Raw genomic sequence first — 19,176 nt, 5'->3', positions numbered from 1 at the left:
AAAGGATATATAATGATTAGTTATTTTGTAATAGCTATGCTTGCAATATCTATAATTGTTGTAATGGTTTTAACTATAAAGTTTAAAGTTCATCCATTTATAGCCATGCTACTGGTTGCTATATTCTTAGCATTTACTTTGCATATCCCTACTAATAAAGAAACAAACTATATTACAGAAATATCCGCATCAATAGGTAAGGGTTTCGGCTATGCTTTGGCAAATGTAGGTATAATAATAGTACTTGGAAGTATTATAGGTAATATATTAGAAATGTCTGGAGCTGCCCTTAAGCTTGGGGAAATAGTTATAAGAATTGTAGGCAAATCTCATCCTGCTTTGGCTATGAATATATTAGGTTTTATAGTTTCTATACCAGTATTCTGTGACTCTGGATATTTAATACTTTCACCATTAAGAAAAGCTGTTGCTAAAAAAAGCGGAGCTTCTCCTGTTGCATTATCGGTTGCCTTATCTACTGGACTTTATGCCTCGCATGCTTTGATACCTCCTACACCAGGTCCTGCTGCTGTAGTTAATTTATTCGGTTTGGAAGCACATTTACTTACGGTAATTTTAATAGGTCTAATAATAGCAATACCAACATCTTTAGTAGGTGCTGTTTATGGAATATTTATATCAAAATATATAAAAAAGCCTAATTATCCTGATAAATCTCCAACTTATGAAACATTAATAAGTGATATAGGAGCTCTTCCGCCTGCATGGAAAGCATTAGCCCCAATATTCGTACCGCTTATATTAATGGCTATAGGTACCATTGTAAGATTCGATTCTTTTACACTTAATGATAATTTAGTAAAGAATATATTTATATTTTTAGGCGAGCCTTCTATGGCATTATTCATAGGCTTCTTATTTTCATTACTTCTTACTCATAAATTTAATAAAGAAGAAATATCAATGTGGATAGGAGATGGTATAAGGGCATCAGGAAGTATACTTGCAATAGTAGGAGCAAGCGGTGCTTTTGCTGAAGTATTAAAATCTACTGAACTTGCAAAAATAATACCTGAATTAGGAGATATATTTGTTTCTTTAAATATAGGTTTATTGCTGCCTTTTATAATGGCATCTGCTTTAAAAATAATGCTTGGATCTTCTACTATAGCAGTTGTTACTGTAGCTACTCTTTTTGCACCTCTATTAAATACATTAGGATTTACAACTACTATATCTCAGGTATTAGTATTAATGTCAATAGGAGCTGGTTCTATGATAGCTTCTCATGCTAATGACAGCTATTTCTGGATTGTTGTAGAATTATCAGGTTTATCAGTTAAAGATGCATATAAAGCTAGAACATTAGCCACTTTTGTACAGGGAATTACAGCATTTATTATTATAATGATACTTGCTTTTTTATTCAGATGATTTTATTATTGAGTTCTTATAATTAAATAAAAGTATATTCATTTGGAGAAAAAGTAATGTTAAAAATAAAAGTAATAAATAAATCAAAAAATCCATTGCCTAAATATCAGACAGAAGGTTCATCTGGTTTAGATTTGCATGCTAATATAGAAGAACCAATTATTTTGAATAAAAATGATATAGTATTAGTACCTACAGGACTTTTTATAGAGATACCAGAAGGATATGAGGCACAGATTAGAAGCAGAAGTTCATTAGCATTAAAAAATGGCATATTCTGTCTTAATTCTCCAGCAACTATAGACAGTGATTACAGGGGAGAATTAAAAATTATACTAGCATCTTTAACTGATAAGCCTTTTACAATAAATCATGGAGATAGAATAGCACAAATGGTATTTGCAAAAGTAGAAAAAATATGTTTTGAAGAAACAGATTCTATATCTGATACACAAAGAGGCGAGGGCGGATTTGGAAGTACAAATAAATAAAAAAAGTATTAATTAATATATTGATATTATTATATTTATTTGTATAATATAGATTATGAAGAGTATATTTAAAATATTTTTAATTCTAATGTTGATATTATCTGCGGTTTCATGCGGTTTGCCTGATGTTACAGGAATAACATTGGAATTAAATCAGCCATATATAACCAAAATTATACCAGGAGATAATCAATTAACCGTAGAATTTGAGGCACAGAATAATGAGCCTTCATTCAGCGGTTATAATATATATTTTGGTGATAGTACAGACCCTAGAAAGTATAAGCTATACAGCCAGCAAAAATATTTGCCTACAATAACAGAAAAGCCATTTACAACTGTTAAAAAGTACAGCCACACAATAAAAATAGGTGATTACTATTCTACAGGCGGTTCTGAAGTAAATACATTAACAAGTTATGAACTAAATAATGGCATACCAATATATGTATGGGTTTCATCATATCAGATAACCCCTCAATTAGAAAGTTATTACTATTATGATAATTTTGTAAAAATGGGAACGCCAAGACCTGAAATGTTAAATCAAACTGTTAGTGTAAATACAACAATAAACGGTACAGGAAGAGATATAGCAACTATAACCACAAGCGGAGGACAATTAGTTTTTAGAAATGTAAGCGGAGGAAGCATGATGAGAGTTGCTGCTACTTCTTTGACTGATGTTGTAGTGCCTCCTCAAAGCGGATATGGAACTGGAGAATTACAGGTAACTGCAAATAGACTTTATTTAATAAGAATAACAGACGGCGGAAATTCATATTATGGAAAAATATATGTAAGGAGTGTTAATGGTACTGCAAGTGCTGTAGTAGATTACTGTCATCAGCCTAGTGCCAATATATTAAGTTATTAATTATGAAAAAAATATTAGCATTTATAATATCATCAATCTTTTTATTTACTTCCTGTAATGAAGAACTTATAACAATAGTAGACGAGTATAATGCTCCTTATGAAATAAAGGCTATAGCAAGCAATAATGCTGTTTATATAAGTTTCTGGTCTGGAGTAATAGCTTCAGATTTCGCTGGATTTAATTTATATGCAGGAACTGCTAATTCTTTCAATCAGCCTGCAGATGCAATAAAAAATGCATCCGGAGGATATCCTACTATAGCTGGTTCAAATCATACTAGAACTAATTTTGTAATACAAATCCCCACATACACATTTGCTAATGGAACATTGTATTACATAGCTGTTTCTGCTTATGGAACTAATGATCTAGTAGATAAAAAATATATAGAAACCCCAATAAGTACAATACTTCCAGTAATACCTAGACCAGAAGGTACAGGCAATGGTACTGCATTAACTGCTGACACACAAACTGTTGCTAATGTGGCAAATGGTTTAGTTACATGTACAGGCGGATGGGGAGTTCAATACTTCGGATATCAGACTAACTTTAATGCCGTAGTTGTAGTTACAAATAGCAATGACAGTTCATTCGATACTGATGCTGTATATGCTGTTAATGGACTTTATATATTCAAACAAACTGGCGGAAATGGGCTTGCTAAAATATGGATAACTTCTGCCAATGCATACAGATGGGCTTATCAGGCTGATGCTTCTCAGTGGTGGGGAATATAATAAACTCTAAAATAAAAACATAATAAAATTCAAAAATCTAATAGGTGTGTTTCTTTATATTAAACATCTAATATAAACAGCATCAACAATTCAAATTGAATAATATTAACAAAAGGGCGTGGTATATAAGTAAATAATTTACAGCCTAATATATGCATTTCATAAATATTATGCAATAATAGAGGCTATAACTTATTATAGTCATAGCCTCTATCTTTTTATATACTATATCCCGATTGCCTTATTATAATCTTGACTGCTTATTCTTCCAAGCCTTTATAGTTTTTTCTACTTCATCTCTTGAATATGAAGTATTTTTAACTATCTCCTCAGGCTTCCAGCCTTCTTTATACATCTTAATTATAAACTCTTCTTTCTTAGTGTCTACTTTAGATGATTTCTTAGCAGCCACTTTAACTCCGCTGTTTGACATATATTTATCAGCATCATCAAGTAAAGTTTCTAAAGCTCTAACAACATATTCAGCTCTTTCCAAATTCTTAAGTATATTCTTATCATAATCACTATACTGATTTCTCATGCGTACAAGATTTTCTCTCTGATTTTGTATCTCTTCTATAATGATATTAAGTTCTTCTAATTTTGTTATGAACACCTGAACTTTCTTATCATTTTTCTCTATTTTAGCCATATCTCTTTCTAAAGAGTAAACCTTATCCATAAAGTCTTTTCTAGTATCTTCAACATCAACCATAGCAGCTTTTATGCTGTCAACTCTCTCAAGTATAGTTTCTGTTTCTATCTCAGCTTTTCTTATTTGTTCTAATATATCATCAGCATATTCTTCCTTATCTTTAATAAATGAAAGTTTATTTTCTATTTGAGATGCTATATCAATAACAACTTGTATGGCTTTTTCTGTATCTTCAAGCATAGAATTATTTTCTGATATTTGAACAAATCTGTCCTGAATATCGCTTGACATTTCCATAATCATATTTACTTTTTCCTGAGTATCTTTCAAGCTGTCTTTTTCTCTCTTGATATTTTTAGAATACTCTAATATATCCTGATATATTTTCTTCAAGTTTTCAAACTCTGATACAGTTTTATTCATCTCTACAGCTGAAGACTTAGTATCTCCAACTAATACATTCAATTTAGCAACATCATCTTTTATAGAGTCTGCCATCTCTTTAGCATTATCAAATACTTTAACGGTATTCATATATTTTTGAATGTCTAAAGCTATATCATCTATTTTAGATTTCATAGCCTCATATTCCAAACTAATATCATTAGTTTTTGATTCAAGCATTTTATCAATAGATTCAACAGCATCATTTAATTTCTCTTTTAAATTCTCTGTTCTATTATCAAAATCTTTAAGTATAACATTTGTTTTTTCATCATAACTTAAATTAATACTTTCAAGTCTTGCTTCTATATCGCTGGAATATTTAGCAACATCCTCTTCTAAAGCAGAAACAATATTTTTCATGCCAGTAATTCTTTCATCATATTCATCCAAATTATCACTATGAGCTTTTATTATCTCTTCTTTAGCAGCATGTATATGTTCCTTAGCATCGTTCATAAGAAGCGATAATGTCTGCTCTAAATTAGAATTAAGTCTGGCAATATATTTTTCGTATTTCTCATTTGCTGCCTCTTCTATATTTTGAACATTCTCTTCTATAATGCTATTTGCTTCAGCAATTCTAACATTAACAGCTTCTGATATAGAATCTTTTAATGCTGTCAAAGATTCAGAAAGACCTTCATAATGAGCTTTCAAAGCCTCAAATTGAGAGTTCTTTTCTTCCAATAAAGCGTCCATCTTACTTGAAACATCATTTATTATAGCATCAAATTCTTCAACTTTATTTTCTATAGTAGATTTAGCAGCTTCAGATAACTCTTCTAATCTAGTATTGAATTTTTCACCCTGAGTTTCTATATCTTCAGAATACATATTTATCTTATCCTGTAATTCCAAAGCCTTTTCTTCTATAATAGTTTTTAATCTCTCTATAGAAGGAGCAAACTCATTTTGCAAATTGTTCATCTGTTCTTCAACAGCCTGTAGTTTTTCTTTATTATTTTCTACAGAAGTAATAAACTCATCTTTTATACTCAAAGCCTGCTTCAAATCAGAAACCACATCTTCAACAGAAGTACTTATTTGAACTTTAGTATCATCCAATTCAGCATGTAAAGCTTCTATTTTTTCATTATATTCTTTATAAGTATCCTCAAACAATTTTGAGAAATCTTCATGGTTTTTCTCTTGTCTGTTAGTATAGAACTTCTCAGTAGTTAAGTACATTTCTTTTAACTTAGCAACCTCTTCATTATGCATTGATTTAATTTCATCAACTGCTTTTTCTCCCTCTGTACCAATAGACATTTTTAATTCACCCATAAACTCTTCTTGGTATGTATCTATTTTCTTTTTAAAGCTGCTTATATTATCTTCAAGCTCTTTATTCATATTATTGAAGGCATCTGTAATTTTATTGTTAATATCATTTTCAATACCTTCTATAGCACTTCTAACATCTGAAAACTTCTCAAACTTCTTCATCTCATTATTTATGAAGTTTTGTACTGTAGTCATTATATGAGGAGTTAGCTCACTAGTTTCTTTAATAACAGATTCATTGAATGAAGCAACCAAATCATCAATAGATTCTTTAGCTTTACTTAAAGTATTATTATTTTCAGCAATTATTCTATTTTCTAATGAATCTATATACTCTTCAGCCTCTTTTACCTTACTGCTGAATGCAGCTTCTTTCTCAGCTATCTTATTAGCAGCAATATTAGCAGCCTCAACAACAGCACTTGTCAAGCTGTCAATTTTATTGCGTATATTAATGTCAGAGTTTTTAACCATATCCATTAAGGCTTCTCTTTCTCTGCGTACAGTTTCAACCTCTTGAGATATATGTTTTTGAGACTGACTTAACATTCTAAGCTCATTTTCCTGCTCTTTTATGCTTGCCTTTATAGTATTAACCAAAGAATTAATATCATTTTCAGCATCATCTATTCTGCTTATTATGCCTTTAACTTTATCTTTTTCTAATTCATCTATTTGGGCTCTTGTACTTTCTACTTTTCTATTGATATCTAACAGCATATTAACAGCTTCATTTCTTAAACTGTCAACTTCAGAAACTATAGCATCTTTGTAGAATTCTTTTATTCTATCAGCAGAAGCATAAGCATCTTCAAAATGTTCTATTCTAGCTTCAATGCGTTTTCTAAACTCATCATTAGATTCTTCAAATACTTTTATGATATCATCTCTAAATGAATCTGTAAGATATCTTAAATCTGTATCCATAGAATCATTCTGTATGCTTTCAAACATTTCAACTATTTGCTTTCTTTCATCTTCAATCATAGAAAGAACTTCATCTCTATTTATCATATCGAATGAGATTCTATTTTTAAGAGCTTCTATACTGTCAATCATATTTATTTTCTCTTGATTGAATCTGCTCATAGTTTCATCTTGTTCTTTTATGAGTTCTACTATAGATTTTCTAAAGTTCATAAACTCATTTATGAGTCTGTTTTTATCTCCCTCTATAGAATTCAAAGCCTCATCAGAATATATGCTTCCTGTTTCATATTTAAGCTTAATATCATCTATTTCAGACATTAATCTTTCTCTCTCAGTCTGCAAAGCCTCAGCTAAATCTTTGATATTTACCATTCTGTCATCGAATTCATTTCTAAACTCTGTCATCTCTCTAGATATATTTTCTTTATATCTTTTTATGCTTTCAGAGAAATCCTGCTCTAATATTTGGAAATCATCTTTTATTCTAGCACTGTACTGCTGAGCCATATTTGCCAAATCATTATGAGTAGGTACAGAACCTAATATCTCATTTCTTAAAGATACAAAATCTTCTTTTAATTCATCTCTAAGATTTTCTTTTTCCTCTAAGAATACTTGTCCGACATTCTCTATAGTAGGCATATCTCTAAGAATTTCCTCTTTCATCTCTAAAAGTTTATTCTCAACAGATTCCTGCTCCTTAGATAATACCTCAGCAACAGCTTCTATAGTAGAGTAGTTCTCTTCTATATTTTTCTTGAATGCTTCTATAGTTTCATTAACTCTTGCTCTTTCATCCTCTATCAATTTTTCTACATAAGAAGAATCAAATTTTCCAGCTTCAATATTTTCTGCAGCTTCTTCTTTTGTATTTTCTATAGAGTCGCTTATATTCTGCTTATAAGTTTCTACAAGTTTTTCTATTTCTTCTTTAGAAACTGATTCATCTTTCAAATTAGCTATTTCTTTTCTTATCTCATCAAATGATGTTTGTAAATTAGCTTTTTCTGTATCAAAAATATTATTCAAATTATCTAAATATTCTTTCTTAACAGCATTGAATCTTTCTTCAGCAGATATATATTCAACTCTTACAGCAGATTTGAAATGATCCAATTCTTCTATCAATTTTGCTTTTTCTTCTTCAAACTTTTCAGCAAAATTTGTATTATCTATTTGATTATTCAATAACTCATTTTTGAAATCTTCAAACTCATTATATCTTTCTTCTTTTTCAGCTACAAATAAATCAGCAATCTCATCTATATTAGGAACAGAATCAATTATTTTATTCTTAAACTCTTCAAAGTCATTGATAAGCTGTAAATCTTTTGCAGATACCTCTTTTGATATTCTATCATAAACTTCTTTCTTCAAGTTATCTATAGTATCAAGCAATTCCTTCTTATCTTTAGCCAACTCATTAGAAAGTCTTAATGTATTAGTATTAAGTTCATTATTTATCTTACTTATATAAGATTCTAATGCTTTTATTTTTACATCAACTCCTTTATTAGAACTGTCTATATCTTCTTTAATAGAGCTTATATTATCTTCTATATATCCTAAAGTATGTTTCTCTTCGGTTTTCAATGCATCATGAAGATTAATAACTTTAGATTTTACTTTATCTTCATAATCATTTAATATAGAATCTAATTTATCTTTATATCTGACAATATCAGAAGACAAAGAACTTTGACTATTTTCTAAGTCTTTTACTCTGTCTTCAAAAGTATTAAGATGTATTGATATATTAGCAATTTCTTCTTCTAGTTTAGAATCAAGTTCTAATTCTTTATTAGCTATATCCTCTCTCAATGCTTCTATCATAGAAACAATATCAGAATAGTTTGAATTATCTGATATAGACTCTTTTGCTTTCTCTAAAGTATTATTTATAGAATCAAGATTTAAATCTTTCCAAGAATTCAAATCTTTTTCCATTTCATCCATTTTATTTTTAACCTCTATGAATGAGCCATTGAATTGAGATTCTAATTCTTGTTTTAATACTTCAAAACCGCCTGTTATAGCATCGCCGTACAATTCTGTAATCTTATCTTCCTTAGACCAAGCATCCTCAAAGAATTCTATACGTTTTTCAAGTCTGTCTTTAAACTCTTTAGTATCATTTTCTATGCTTGATGTTAAATCATTTTTAACAGATATTATGCTGTCATTGAAATTATTAAATATATGATCTAATTTATTTTCTAATTTAACAATTTCATCTTTATTAGGCATAGAACTCATTAAGTTATTTATTTCTCTGTAAATATCATTCTTGCTTTCATCTATTCTATTCTCTAATTTATCTAAATGAGATAATCTAGGTATAACAGATTCTTTAAATGCTTCAAAACTATCATTCAAATCTTTGAAATCATTATAAATATCTAATACTGCTTCCTGAGTTACTTTATCATCATCAGAAGAATTCATATTATTAAAGTTATTTTTAAACTCTTCTAATTCTTCAGATAATCTAATAACCTCATCATTTAAGCTGGTATCAACATTTTTGAATTTATCTTTTATAGAAGTTATATCATTTTCCAAATCTTCTATTTTAGAGAAGTCATCTCTAAGATTATTAAATGATTCTTCCAATCTGTTTCTCTCTTCAATTAAATCATCATAATTATGATTATCTCTTATAGAAACAATATCATCTTTAAATTCATCTATTCTGTCTGATATCATTGATTTATATTCTAATAAAGAAGCCTCTAAATTAGATATACTATCATCATTACTATCGATTCTAGCTGTTAATGTTTCTAATACATCATCTATAGAAGATTGTATATGAGATTTTTCATTATCAATCAAATTAGATACACTTTCTGCTGTAGAATTCAATATATCATCTTTCAATGAAGCAAAAGAAGTTTTTAATCTTTCAACTTCTTTTAAGAACAATTCTTTTTCATTGATATAATACTGCATTATATTGTTTCTATCCAATACAGCATCTTTTATCTCATCTATAGATTTATCAAAATCTTTAGTAATACCTAAATATTTATTGTCTATCTCTTCTTTTACTTTGTTTATTTCATCTATAAGAGATACTTTAACATTTTCTATATCCTCTAATATATTAGTTACAGAAGATATTTTTTCGCTATACTCTCCGAACAATGATAATATATGTTCATTATTAGATATAAAGTCGCTTACTTGTGTTTTAAATCTCTCATCTATATTAGATTTGAAATCTTCAAACTCTGATGATAATTTAGATATAGAGTTATACAATTCTTCTTTGTCTAAATCTATTCTGTCAAAAATAGTTTTAGCTTTATCTTCTAATTGAGTATTAACCTCTTCTAAAGAACTTTCTATAGAATTAAGTCTGCTAGAAATATCTGCTAAACCATCAGCATCTACATTTTCTTTAAATGAATCATACAAACCTAGCAATTCATTTCTTATCTCTTCAAATGAAGCTTCCTGCTTATCTCTAAGCTCTGTTTCATAAGATGTTATTCTTGAAACAACTTCTTCTTCTTTGTTAGCTATCAAATCATTAATCTGTGCTTCCAAACTGTCTACAATATCTCTGAACTTAGAATCAGATTCTTCTATCATCTTAGATACAGCATTTGTTATGCTTTGATTCAAATTGCTGAATGAATCATTTATCATTATATCCAGATTATATTTATTTTTCTCAAGCTCCTCGAGTCTTTCTTTTATATCAGCATCAACTTTAGAAGAGTACTCATTTAGATAATAATCTATATAGCCTTTATTAGTATCAACTCTTGCTTTCTCTATTTCTATTCTTAAGCTGTTTGAATACTCATCCAAAGCATTTTTATTGCTTTCATAGGCAGAGTTTAGAAGTTTAGAATAATTTTCATAATTAGATATTATGTTTCTTCCTATATTCTCTAAGTTTTTCATTACAGATTCATTTTCTTCTAATCTGTAAGATTCTATATATTTTAATTCCTCTTCATATTTATTAACAGCATCAGCAATCATATTATTAAATCTATTAACATCAGCTGTAAGTCTGTCTTCCAAATCAGTAAGTCTGTCATTAACAGAGAATAATTTTTCCTCAAGACGTTTATTTATCTCACTTTCTTTTCCAAGTATTTCTTCTTTAATAGAAGCTATCATCTTAGCTATTATACCATTCTTCTTATCTTTAGAACTTTCTATAAAGCTGTCAATATTTTCCCTAGCTTCTTTTAACTGATTCAATAGAATAGACAAATTATCATCCTTCCAAACTGATAAATTATTTTCTATATCATCAACTTTGCTTTGAATATTAGAAAGAAGATCAGATTTAAACTTATCAACTTCAGGTCTTATAGCATTTTCATAAAGTTTTAAAGCCTTATTAGGATCAGCCCAAGTATCTTCAAAATGTGAAACTCTCTTATCTATTAAATCTTTAAAGTCTTTATTTCCTGCTTCCAACTCATCATATAAAGAATATAATTTTTCTCTGTCATCATCAAATAAATCTCTTGAAACTGTATTGTCTTCAAGCGTATCCAATTTATCTTCTAAATTGTATTTAAACTCTGATAACTCTTCAAACAGCTTATCAACATCATTTCTTAAAGAAGCATCAACTCCGTCTAAATTGCTTTTCAAAGTATAAACTTCGCTTTCCAAATCATAAAGTCTTTCAAAGTCTTCTTTAAATGAGTTGAATGTTTCATCCAATTTATTTTTCTCATCCTCTAAAGCCTCTAAAATATCATTATTTTTAAGTTCATCCAACTCATATCTAAGAGCTTCCATATTTTCCAATATAGAATTTTTTTCATCAGTTACAGCATTCTTGAACTCTTCTATATTAGAATTAGAGTTTTCAAATTTTTCTAATACATCATTCGTAAATGAATTAAATGACTCTTCAAATTTTTCTCTCTCTTTTTCAAATATAGCAGGTATATCCTCTCTATTAGCTTTTAGTACATCATCTTTGAAAGTAATGAAATCATCTCTCAACTTCTGTAATTGATCATTATTCAATACAGCACTTTCAATATTGATAAGTTTATCATCAAAAGATTTTCTCAAAGAATCATATCTTTCATTAACTCCTGATATTCTCGAATCTATCTTTTCATGTAAATCTCTTATTTTATCTTCAAGTCTGTCTAAATAATGATTATTTTCTAATTCATATATTTTTCTCTCTAAAGCATCATACTTATCTTCAACATTAAGCAGTTTAGTATCTATTCTTCCATAGAAGTCCTTAACTTTATCTTCTATTTTGTATATATAATTCTCTCCGTAAACTACTTCATCAACTTTTTTCTCTAAAGATTCTATAGTGTCAGATACTTTTTTATTTGCTGTATCTTCAAACTTAGACATTGATTCATTAAATTTATTTTCTAAATTATCAAATGAATCTTTAACCATGCTGTCTAATTCTGTTTTAATATCATCTAAAACATTCATCTTATCAGAAACTTGGGACTCTAATTTATCAGAATGCTCTTTCAAATATTCATCTATAGTCATTTTAGATTCATTTAATCTATTTTCTAAGTTCTCGAATGAATCTTTAAGCATATTATCCAATTGTATTTTAGCCTCATCTAAAACATTCATTTTATCAGAAACTTGAGAATTGAGCTTATCTGAATAATCTTTCAAATATTCATCTATACGGTTTTTCTCATTAGATAAATGTTTCTCTTCAGACTCTTCCAATGCATGCTCTATTTCATCTTTTATAGAATTAGAATATTCTTTTAAAGAGTTAAGTGAATTATCATAAACCTCATTTATAAGTTTAGAATAATTTTCATAAGCAGCTTTTATATCTTTGCCTACATTATCAATATCATCTAGTAATCTGTTATTTTCATCTAATCTGTAATGTTCTATATTTTTTATCTCTTCATTATATTTAGCTACAGCATCATTTACCATATTATATAGATTTTCTAAATTAACACTTATATCATCATTCAATTTAGAATCTATAACAGATAATCTTTCCTCTATATTATTTACTTTATTTTCTATAGTTTCATATACAGTTTTTTCTTTTTCATCTATTTTTGATAATAAGCTGCTTACTATCTCTTCTCCTTTGACTTCTGAATCTTTCAAATAATTAGATATGCTTTCTCTAGCTTCTTCTAACTGTCTTACTAATTCATCAACATGTCCGTCCTTCCAAGAAGATAAACTATTATCTATAGACTCAATTTTATCTTTCAAATAATTAATAGAGTTTTCAAATTTAATCTCATTATCGTTTCTTATATTATCTAATTGTTCTCTTATATCTGTAGAGAATATATTTTTCAATTTACTGCTGTCTGACCAAGTATCCTCAAAATATGCTATGCGTTTTTCTAATCTGTATCTAAACTCTTTATTATCTCCTTTTATTTCATTGAAAAGTTTTGCAAGCTTATCTTTCTCTTTATTGAATAGATTTTCTATAACTTCGTTGTTTTTAGTATTTGATGTTAATTCATCTTTAATTGATGATAATTTATTTTCCAATTCATTTTTCTCATTGGATATTGTATTTTCTAATTCAGAAGATTTATTAATAGTATCTTCTATCTGAGTTTTAACATCATCTATACTTGAACTTAATTTACTAACATTAGAAGTGAGTATATTAAGCTCAACAGAATATTCATCTAAATCTCTGACTATATCATCTTTTATTCTATTTTCAAAATCAGATAATCTGTCAGCTAATGCTTTTACCTCATCTTTCAATATTACATCAACATCAGACATATTTTCTTTTAATTGATATAAATTGCTTTCTAAACTTTCTAATTTAGCAAAGTCAGTTTTTATAGCATTAAATGAATCTTCCAATGCTTTTTTCTCTAATGCAAGCTGTTCTATTGTATTATCTTTTCTAGCGGCTTCCATTTCAGCTTCTAAATTATCTATTTTTTTCAATAAGTCTAATTTATCAGAAGAAATTATATCTTTTAATCTATTAACCTCTTCATCAGAAGAATCAACTCTTTCAATAACAGCACTTGTGAACTCTTCAAATACTTTCTCTATTTCATTTTTCTTATCTTCAAATAGAGCAGGTACATTATCATTAAATTTCAATACTGAGTCTTTGAAAGATTCAAACTCATTTTTCATGCTGTCCAATCTTTCTATTAGAGTGTTTTTCTCTTCATTATGTAATGATATAAGTTCATCTCTGTCTATTATAGAATCTTTGATAATATCTATAGCATCATCAAAATCATTACTCAAACTGTTATGCTTATCTCTTACAGAATTAAGTTCTGATTCTAATTTATCATTAATAGCTTTTATCTGCTCATCTAAAGCATTCATATACTTTTTAAATAGTACAGCTTCCGTTTCTTTCTCTAATTTTTCAATAGCTTCAAGAACTTTATCATTAGTTTCATTTTCAAATCTGCTTACAGCATCATTAAATCTATTTTCTAAATTATCAAAAGAAGATTTAACCATATTATCTAATTCTTCTTTAGCTTCATTAAGTATATTTATCTTCTCTAATAATTTATCTTCTAATTTATGAGAATAATCTTTTAAATACTCATCTATATAGTTTTTCTCATTAGCAATATGTTTATTTTCTGATTCCTCTCTAGCTTTCTCTATCTCTTCCTGTACCAATTTTGAATAATCTCTCAAAGAATTCAAGGAATTAGTATAAACCTCATTTATCAATGATGAATAATTTTCATAGCCTGATTTTATATCGTTCATAAGTTTCTCAGAATCTTCTAATAACTTATTGCTCTCATCTAATCGCAAGCTTTCTATACTTTTTATCTCTTTATTATATTTTACTACAGCATCGTTTAACATATTATGGAGATTATCCAAATTAGATGTTATATCATTATTAAGTCTTGAATCTACATCAGATAATTTGTTTTCTATATCTGATATTTTAGAATCTATTTTCTCATATATAGAGTTCTCTTTTTCTTCTATTTTAGAGAGTATATCTGACAATAGCTCTTCTTTTTTGCCTTCTGAAGTTTCTAAATAGCTGTTTATACTATTTTTAGCTTCTTCTAACTGTGATAACAACTCATTAATATTGCTGTCTTTCCAAGAAGAAATATCTTTATCCATAGAATCTATTTTTGATTTTAACTCATTAATATATTCTTCTTTAACACTGTTTAAATCAGTATTTACAGAATCCATTTTTAACTTCAATTCATTAAAGTATTCATCTTTAACGCTGTTCAAGTTAGTATTTACTGAGTCTATTTTTGAATTAATCTCATTTATATATTCATCTTTCCAAGAAGCAATATCATTGTCCATAGAATCCATTTTTGATTTTAATTCATTAATAGAATTTTCAAATTTTAATTCTGTATCTGATTTAACATTCTCTATTTCATTTCTGATATCAGAAGAGAATAAACTTCTTATTCTAGCAGAGTCAGACCAAGAGTCTTCAAAATATTCTATTCTTCTTTCTAATCTTTCTCTGAACTCTCTATTATCATCATTAACTTTATCAAAAAGCTCATCTATTCTTTTTATTTCATCATTAAATAATGATTCTGCAGTATCATTTTTTCCTGTTATAGAAATTAAATTTTCTTTTATAGAAGACAATTTATTTTCTAACTCTTCTTTATTTCTAAGTATGCTGTCTTCCAATTCAGAAGATTTACTCATAGATTCCTGCATGTTATTTTTTATAGCATCTATATATCCATGCAATGTGCTTATATTAGAATTGATATTGTTCATATCATTAGAATAATCTTCAATATCATATCTAATTCTTCCTTCTAATTCTTCCAATTTAGAAGATAAGTTTTTAACATCATCTCTTAAATTAACATCAGAATCAGACATATCATCTCTTAATTGATATAAATTATTCTCTAATTCCTCTAATTTAGCAAAATTATCTTTAATAGCATTGAATGAATTTTCTAATGATTCTTTCTCTAATACCAATTGAGTAATTGTATCATCTTCTTTCAAAGAGTATAACTCATTTTTAAGATTTTCTACTTTTTCTAATATTAAAGCTCTGTCATCAGAAATTAAATCTTTTATATAATTTATATCGCTTTCTGAAGTGTTTACTCTGCTTAATAATTCATTTGCAAACTCTTCAAATGCTTTTTCTATTTTTTCTTTCTCTTCATCAAATAGAGCAGGTATATCTTTCTTATTATGATTTATAACTTCTTCTTTGAAGCTATCAAATTCATTTTTCATGCCGTCTATTTTAGAAATTAAAGCATCTTTATCCGCTTTATGCATTTCTATTAATTCATCTTTATCTAATATAGAATTTTTCACTATCTCTAAAGCATTATCAAAATCACTGCTTAAAGATTCGTATTTTTCTTTTAATGAATTAATATCATTAGTAATATCAGTATCAATTCTGTCTGATAAAGCATAAATATCAGTATTTATTTTTGAAACTTCTTCTTCTATTTTCTTATTTATTATACCAAGCTGTTCTATTAAATAATTACTGTATTCATTTTTATCAAATATAACAGATTGAGCATCTTTTTCTAATTTTCTTATAACCTCTAAAAGTTTAGCATTGGATTCTTTTTCAAATTTAGCGATAGCATCCTGCATATTAGATTCTAAATTATCAAAAGAAGATTTAACCATATTATCTAATTCTTCTTTAGCCTCATTAAGTATATTTATCTTCTCTGATAATTTATCTTCTAATTTATGAGAATAATCTTTTAAATACTCATCTATATAGTTTTTCTCATTAGCAATATGTTTATTTTCTGATTCCTCTCTAGCTTTCTCTATCTCTTCCTGTACCAATTTTGAATAATCTCTCAAAGAATTCAAGGAATTAGTATAAACCTCATTTATCAATGATGAATAATTTTCATAGCCTGATTTTATATCGTTCATAAGTTTCTCAGAATCTTCTAATAACTTATTGCTCTCATCTAATCGCAAGCTTTCTATACTTTTTATCTCTTTATTATATTTTACTACAGCATCGTTTAACATATTATGGAGATTATCCAAATTAGATGTTATATCATTATTAAGTCTTGAATCTACATCAGATAATTTGTTTTCTATATCTGATATTTTAGAATCTATTTTCTCATATATAGAGTTCTCTTTTTCTTCTATTTTAGAAAGTATATCTGACAATAGCTCTTCTTTTCTTCCTTCTGAAGATTCTAAATAGCTGTTTATACTATTTTTAGCTTCTTCCAACTGTGATAACAACTCATTAATATTGCTGTCTTTCCAGCTTGATATATCATCATTTATTAATATGATCTTATTATTCAAATCATCTAGATAATCAGCAAATTTGTCTTCTGTTTCTTTTTTAACCTCCTGAAGCTCATTTCTCATCTCAGCAGCATATAAACTTCTGATTTTAGAACTGTCTGACCAAGTGTCCTCAAAATAAGTCATACGTTTTTCTAATCTGTCTTTAAACTCTGCATTATCAGTTTTGAAATTATTGAATAACTCATTTAATTTAATTACTTCTTCTGTAAATAAATTTTTAACACTTTCGTTATCACCTAATACATTAGACAAATTTTCTTTTATAGAAGATAATTTATTTTCTAATTCTTCTTTTTCTCTAAGTATGCTGTCTTCCAACTCTGATGATTTATCTATAGATTTAGATATGCTGTTTCTAATAGAGTCCATATCTCTATTTAATGTTTCTATATTATAATTTAGATTTCTTTCTATATCTCCTTTTACTCTGCTTTCAAACTCTTCGAATTTATCAGCATCATTCATGCTGTTCTTTAATTCATGCAAACTATTCTCCAAATCTTCCAATTTAGAGAAATCATTTTTAAGTGAATTAAATGAATCTTCTAATGACTGTTTTTCCAAAGCTAATTGTGATACAGTATCATCTTCTCTTAAATTATCTAATTCTTCTCTTAAATTATCTATTTTTTCTAATAATGATAATTTATCTTCTGATATTAAATCTTTCAAATAATTGATATCGCTTTCTGAAGCATTTACTCTATACAATAAATCACTTGTAAAATCTTCAAAGGCTTTTTCTATCTTTTCTTTTTCTTCCTCAAACAAATCTGATATATCATAAGTATTTGAAGTTAATACTTCATCTTTAAGATTATCAAAATCTATTTTTAGTTCATCTATTTTTGATGACAATAACTCTTTATCTGATGTTTGAAGATTTACTAACTCATCTCTTTCTAATATAGAATTTTTAACCATATCTAATGATTCTTCAAACTCAGCACTAAGCTCTTTATATTTATCTCTCATATCTGATATTTCTGAAGTTATATTATATATTTCATTATCTATTTTAGAATTAATAGAACTTAAATGAGTTTCTAGCTCAGTCATATATTCTTTATAATTGAATAATCTGTCTGATGCTTCTGCCTCCAATCTTGAAACAGTTTCATTTATTCTCATATCTGCTTCTTTATTGAATTTAGCTATAGCATTATTCAAATTAATATTCAATGTATTAAATGACTCTTTTATCATATCATCCAATTGATCTCTGCTGTCATTTAATATATTAACTTTATCAGCTATCTTTTCATCCAATTTTTCAGAATACTCTTTCAAATATTCATCTATATAATTTTTCTCATTAGATAAATGTTTATTTTCTGATTCTTTTCTTGCTTTCTCTATTTCTGCTTTTATTTTATTAGCATAATCTGATAAAGAAGATAATGAATCTTTATGAGCAGAGCTTATCAAATTAGAATAATAATCATAATCTGATTTGATATTTTCTAATAATTTATTTCCTTCTTCTGCTCTTTCATATTCCATATTTTTTATATCTTCATCATATTTAGATATGGATTTATTTATCATATCATGTACTTCTTTCAAGTTTTTTGATATGCTGTCAGACAATCTATTTTCCATATCTTCTATTTTTGAATCTATTTTTTTATATATAGAATTCTCTTTAGCTTCTATTTTAGAAAGTATATCTGATAATATCTCTTCTTTTTTTCCTTCTGAAGTTTCTAAATAGCTGTTTATACTATTTTTAGCTTCTTCCAACTGTGATAATAATTCATTTATATTATTATTTTTCCAGCTGTCTATATTTGTTTCAATTTCTTCTAATCTTAATTTGAAATCTGATATCTGATCTTCTTTCCAATTAGATAAATCGCTGCTTATAGATTCAACTTTAGAATTGAAATCATTAAAGTAATCAGAAAGTTTCTCTTCTGTTTCTGATTTAATATTTTCTAATTCTTCCCTTATATCAGAAGCATATAAACTCTTGATTTTTTCGCTGTCAGACCAAGTGTCTTCAAAATAATCCATTCTCTTTTCTAATCTATGTCTGAACTCAAAATGATCTGTTCTGAA

5 protein-coding genes are annotated in these 19,176 nt (G+C 27.4%); 4 read left to right on the top strand and 1 reads right to left on the bottom strand.

Features of this window, described 5'->3' with window-relative positions; genetic code table 11:
* Positions 1 to 12: 12 nt before the first annotated feature.
* From Q0J69_RS12755 to Q0J69_RS12740, 4 genes are read left to right on the top strand one after another with little or no spacing between them, the layout of a single operon-like run.
* The gene (locus tag Q0J69_RS12755) at positions 13 to 1,395 is read left to right on the top strand and encodes a GntP family permease (protein WP_297208147.1); all 1,383 of its coding nucleotides are present in this window, start codon (positions 13 to 15) and stop codon (positions 1,393 to 1,395) included.
* Between the two features lie 56 nt (positions 1,396 to 1,451).
* The gene (gene dut, locus Q0J69_RS12750) at positions 1,452 to 1,886 is read left to right on the top strand and encodes a dUTP diphosphatase (RefSeq protein ID WP_297208146.1); all 435 of its coding nucleotides are present in this window, start codon (positions 1,452 to 1,454) and stop codon (positions 1,884 to 1,886) included.
* A gap of 55 nt (positions 1,887 to 1,941) precedes the next feature.
* Positions 1,942 to 2,763: a hypothetical protein gene (locus Q0J69_RS12745; RefSeq protein ID WP_297208144.1), complete on the top strand. Its 822-nt coding sequence runs from the start codon at positions 1,942 to 1,944 to the stop codon at positions 2,761 to 2,763.
* A gap of 2 nt (positions 2,764 to 2,765) precedes the next feature.
* Positions 2,766 to 3,506, top strand: coding sequence for a hypothetical protein (locus Q0J69_RS12740; protein WP_297208142.1), 741 nt, complete (start codon positions 2,766 to 2,768; stop codon positions 3,504 to 3,506).
* A gap of 244 nt (positions 3,507 to 3,750) precedes the next feature.
* Here the strand turns inward: Q0J69_RS12740 and Q0J69_RS12735 are convergent, their stop codons facing one another.
* A complete protein-coding gene (locus Q0J69_RS12735) occupies positions 3,751 to 19,131 on the bottom strand; it encodes a hypothetical protein (RefSeq protein WP_366030661.1) in 15,381 nt (5,126 codons plus the stop codon).
* Between the last annotated feature and the right edge of the window lie 45 nt (positions 19,132 to 19,176).

The sequence above is a fragment of the uncultured Brachyspira sp. genome, assembly GCF_944388875.1.
Taxonomy (GTDB): Bacteria; Spirochaetota; Brachyspiria; order Brachyspirales; family Brachyspiraceae; genus Brachyspira.
Note: the sequence above shows the minus strand (reverse complement) of the source record. Positions and strands in the feature narration are given on the sequence as shown.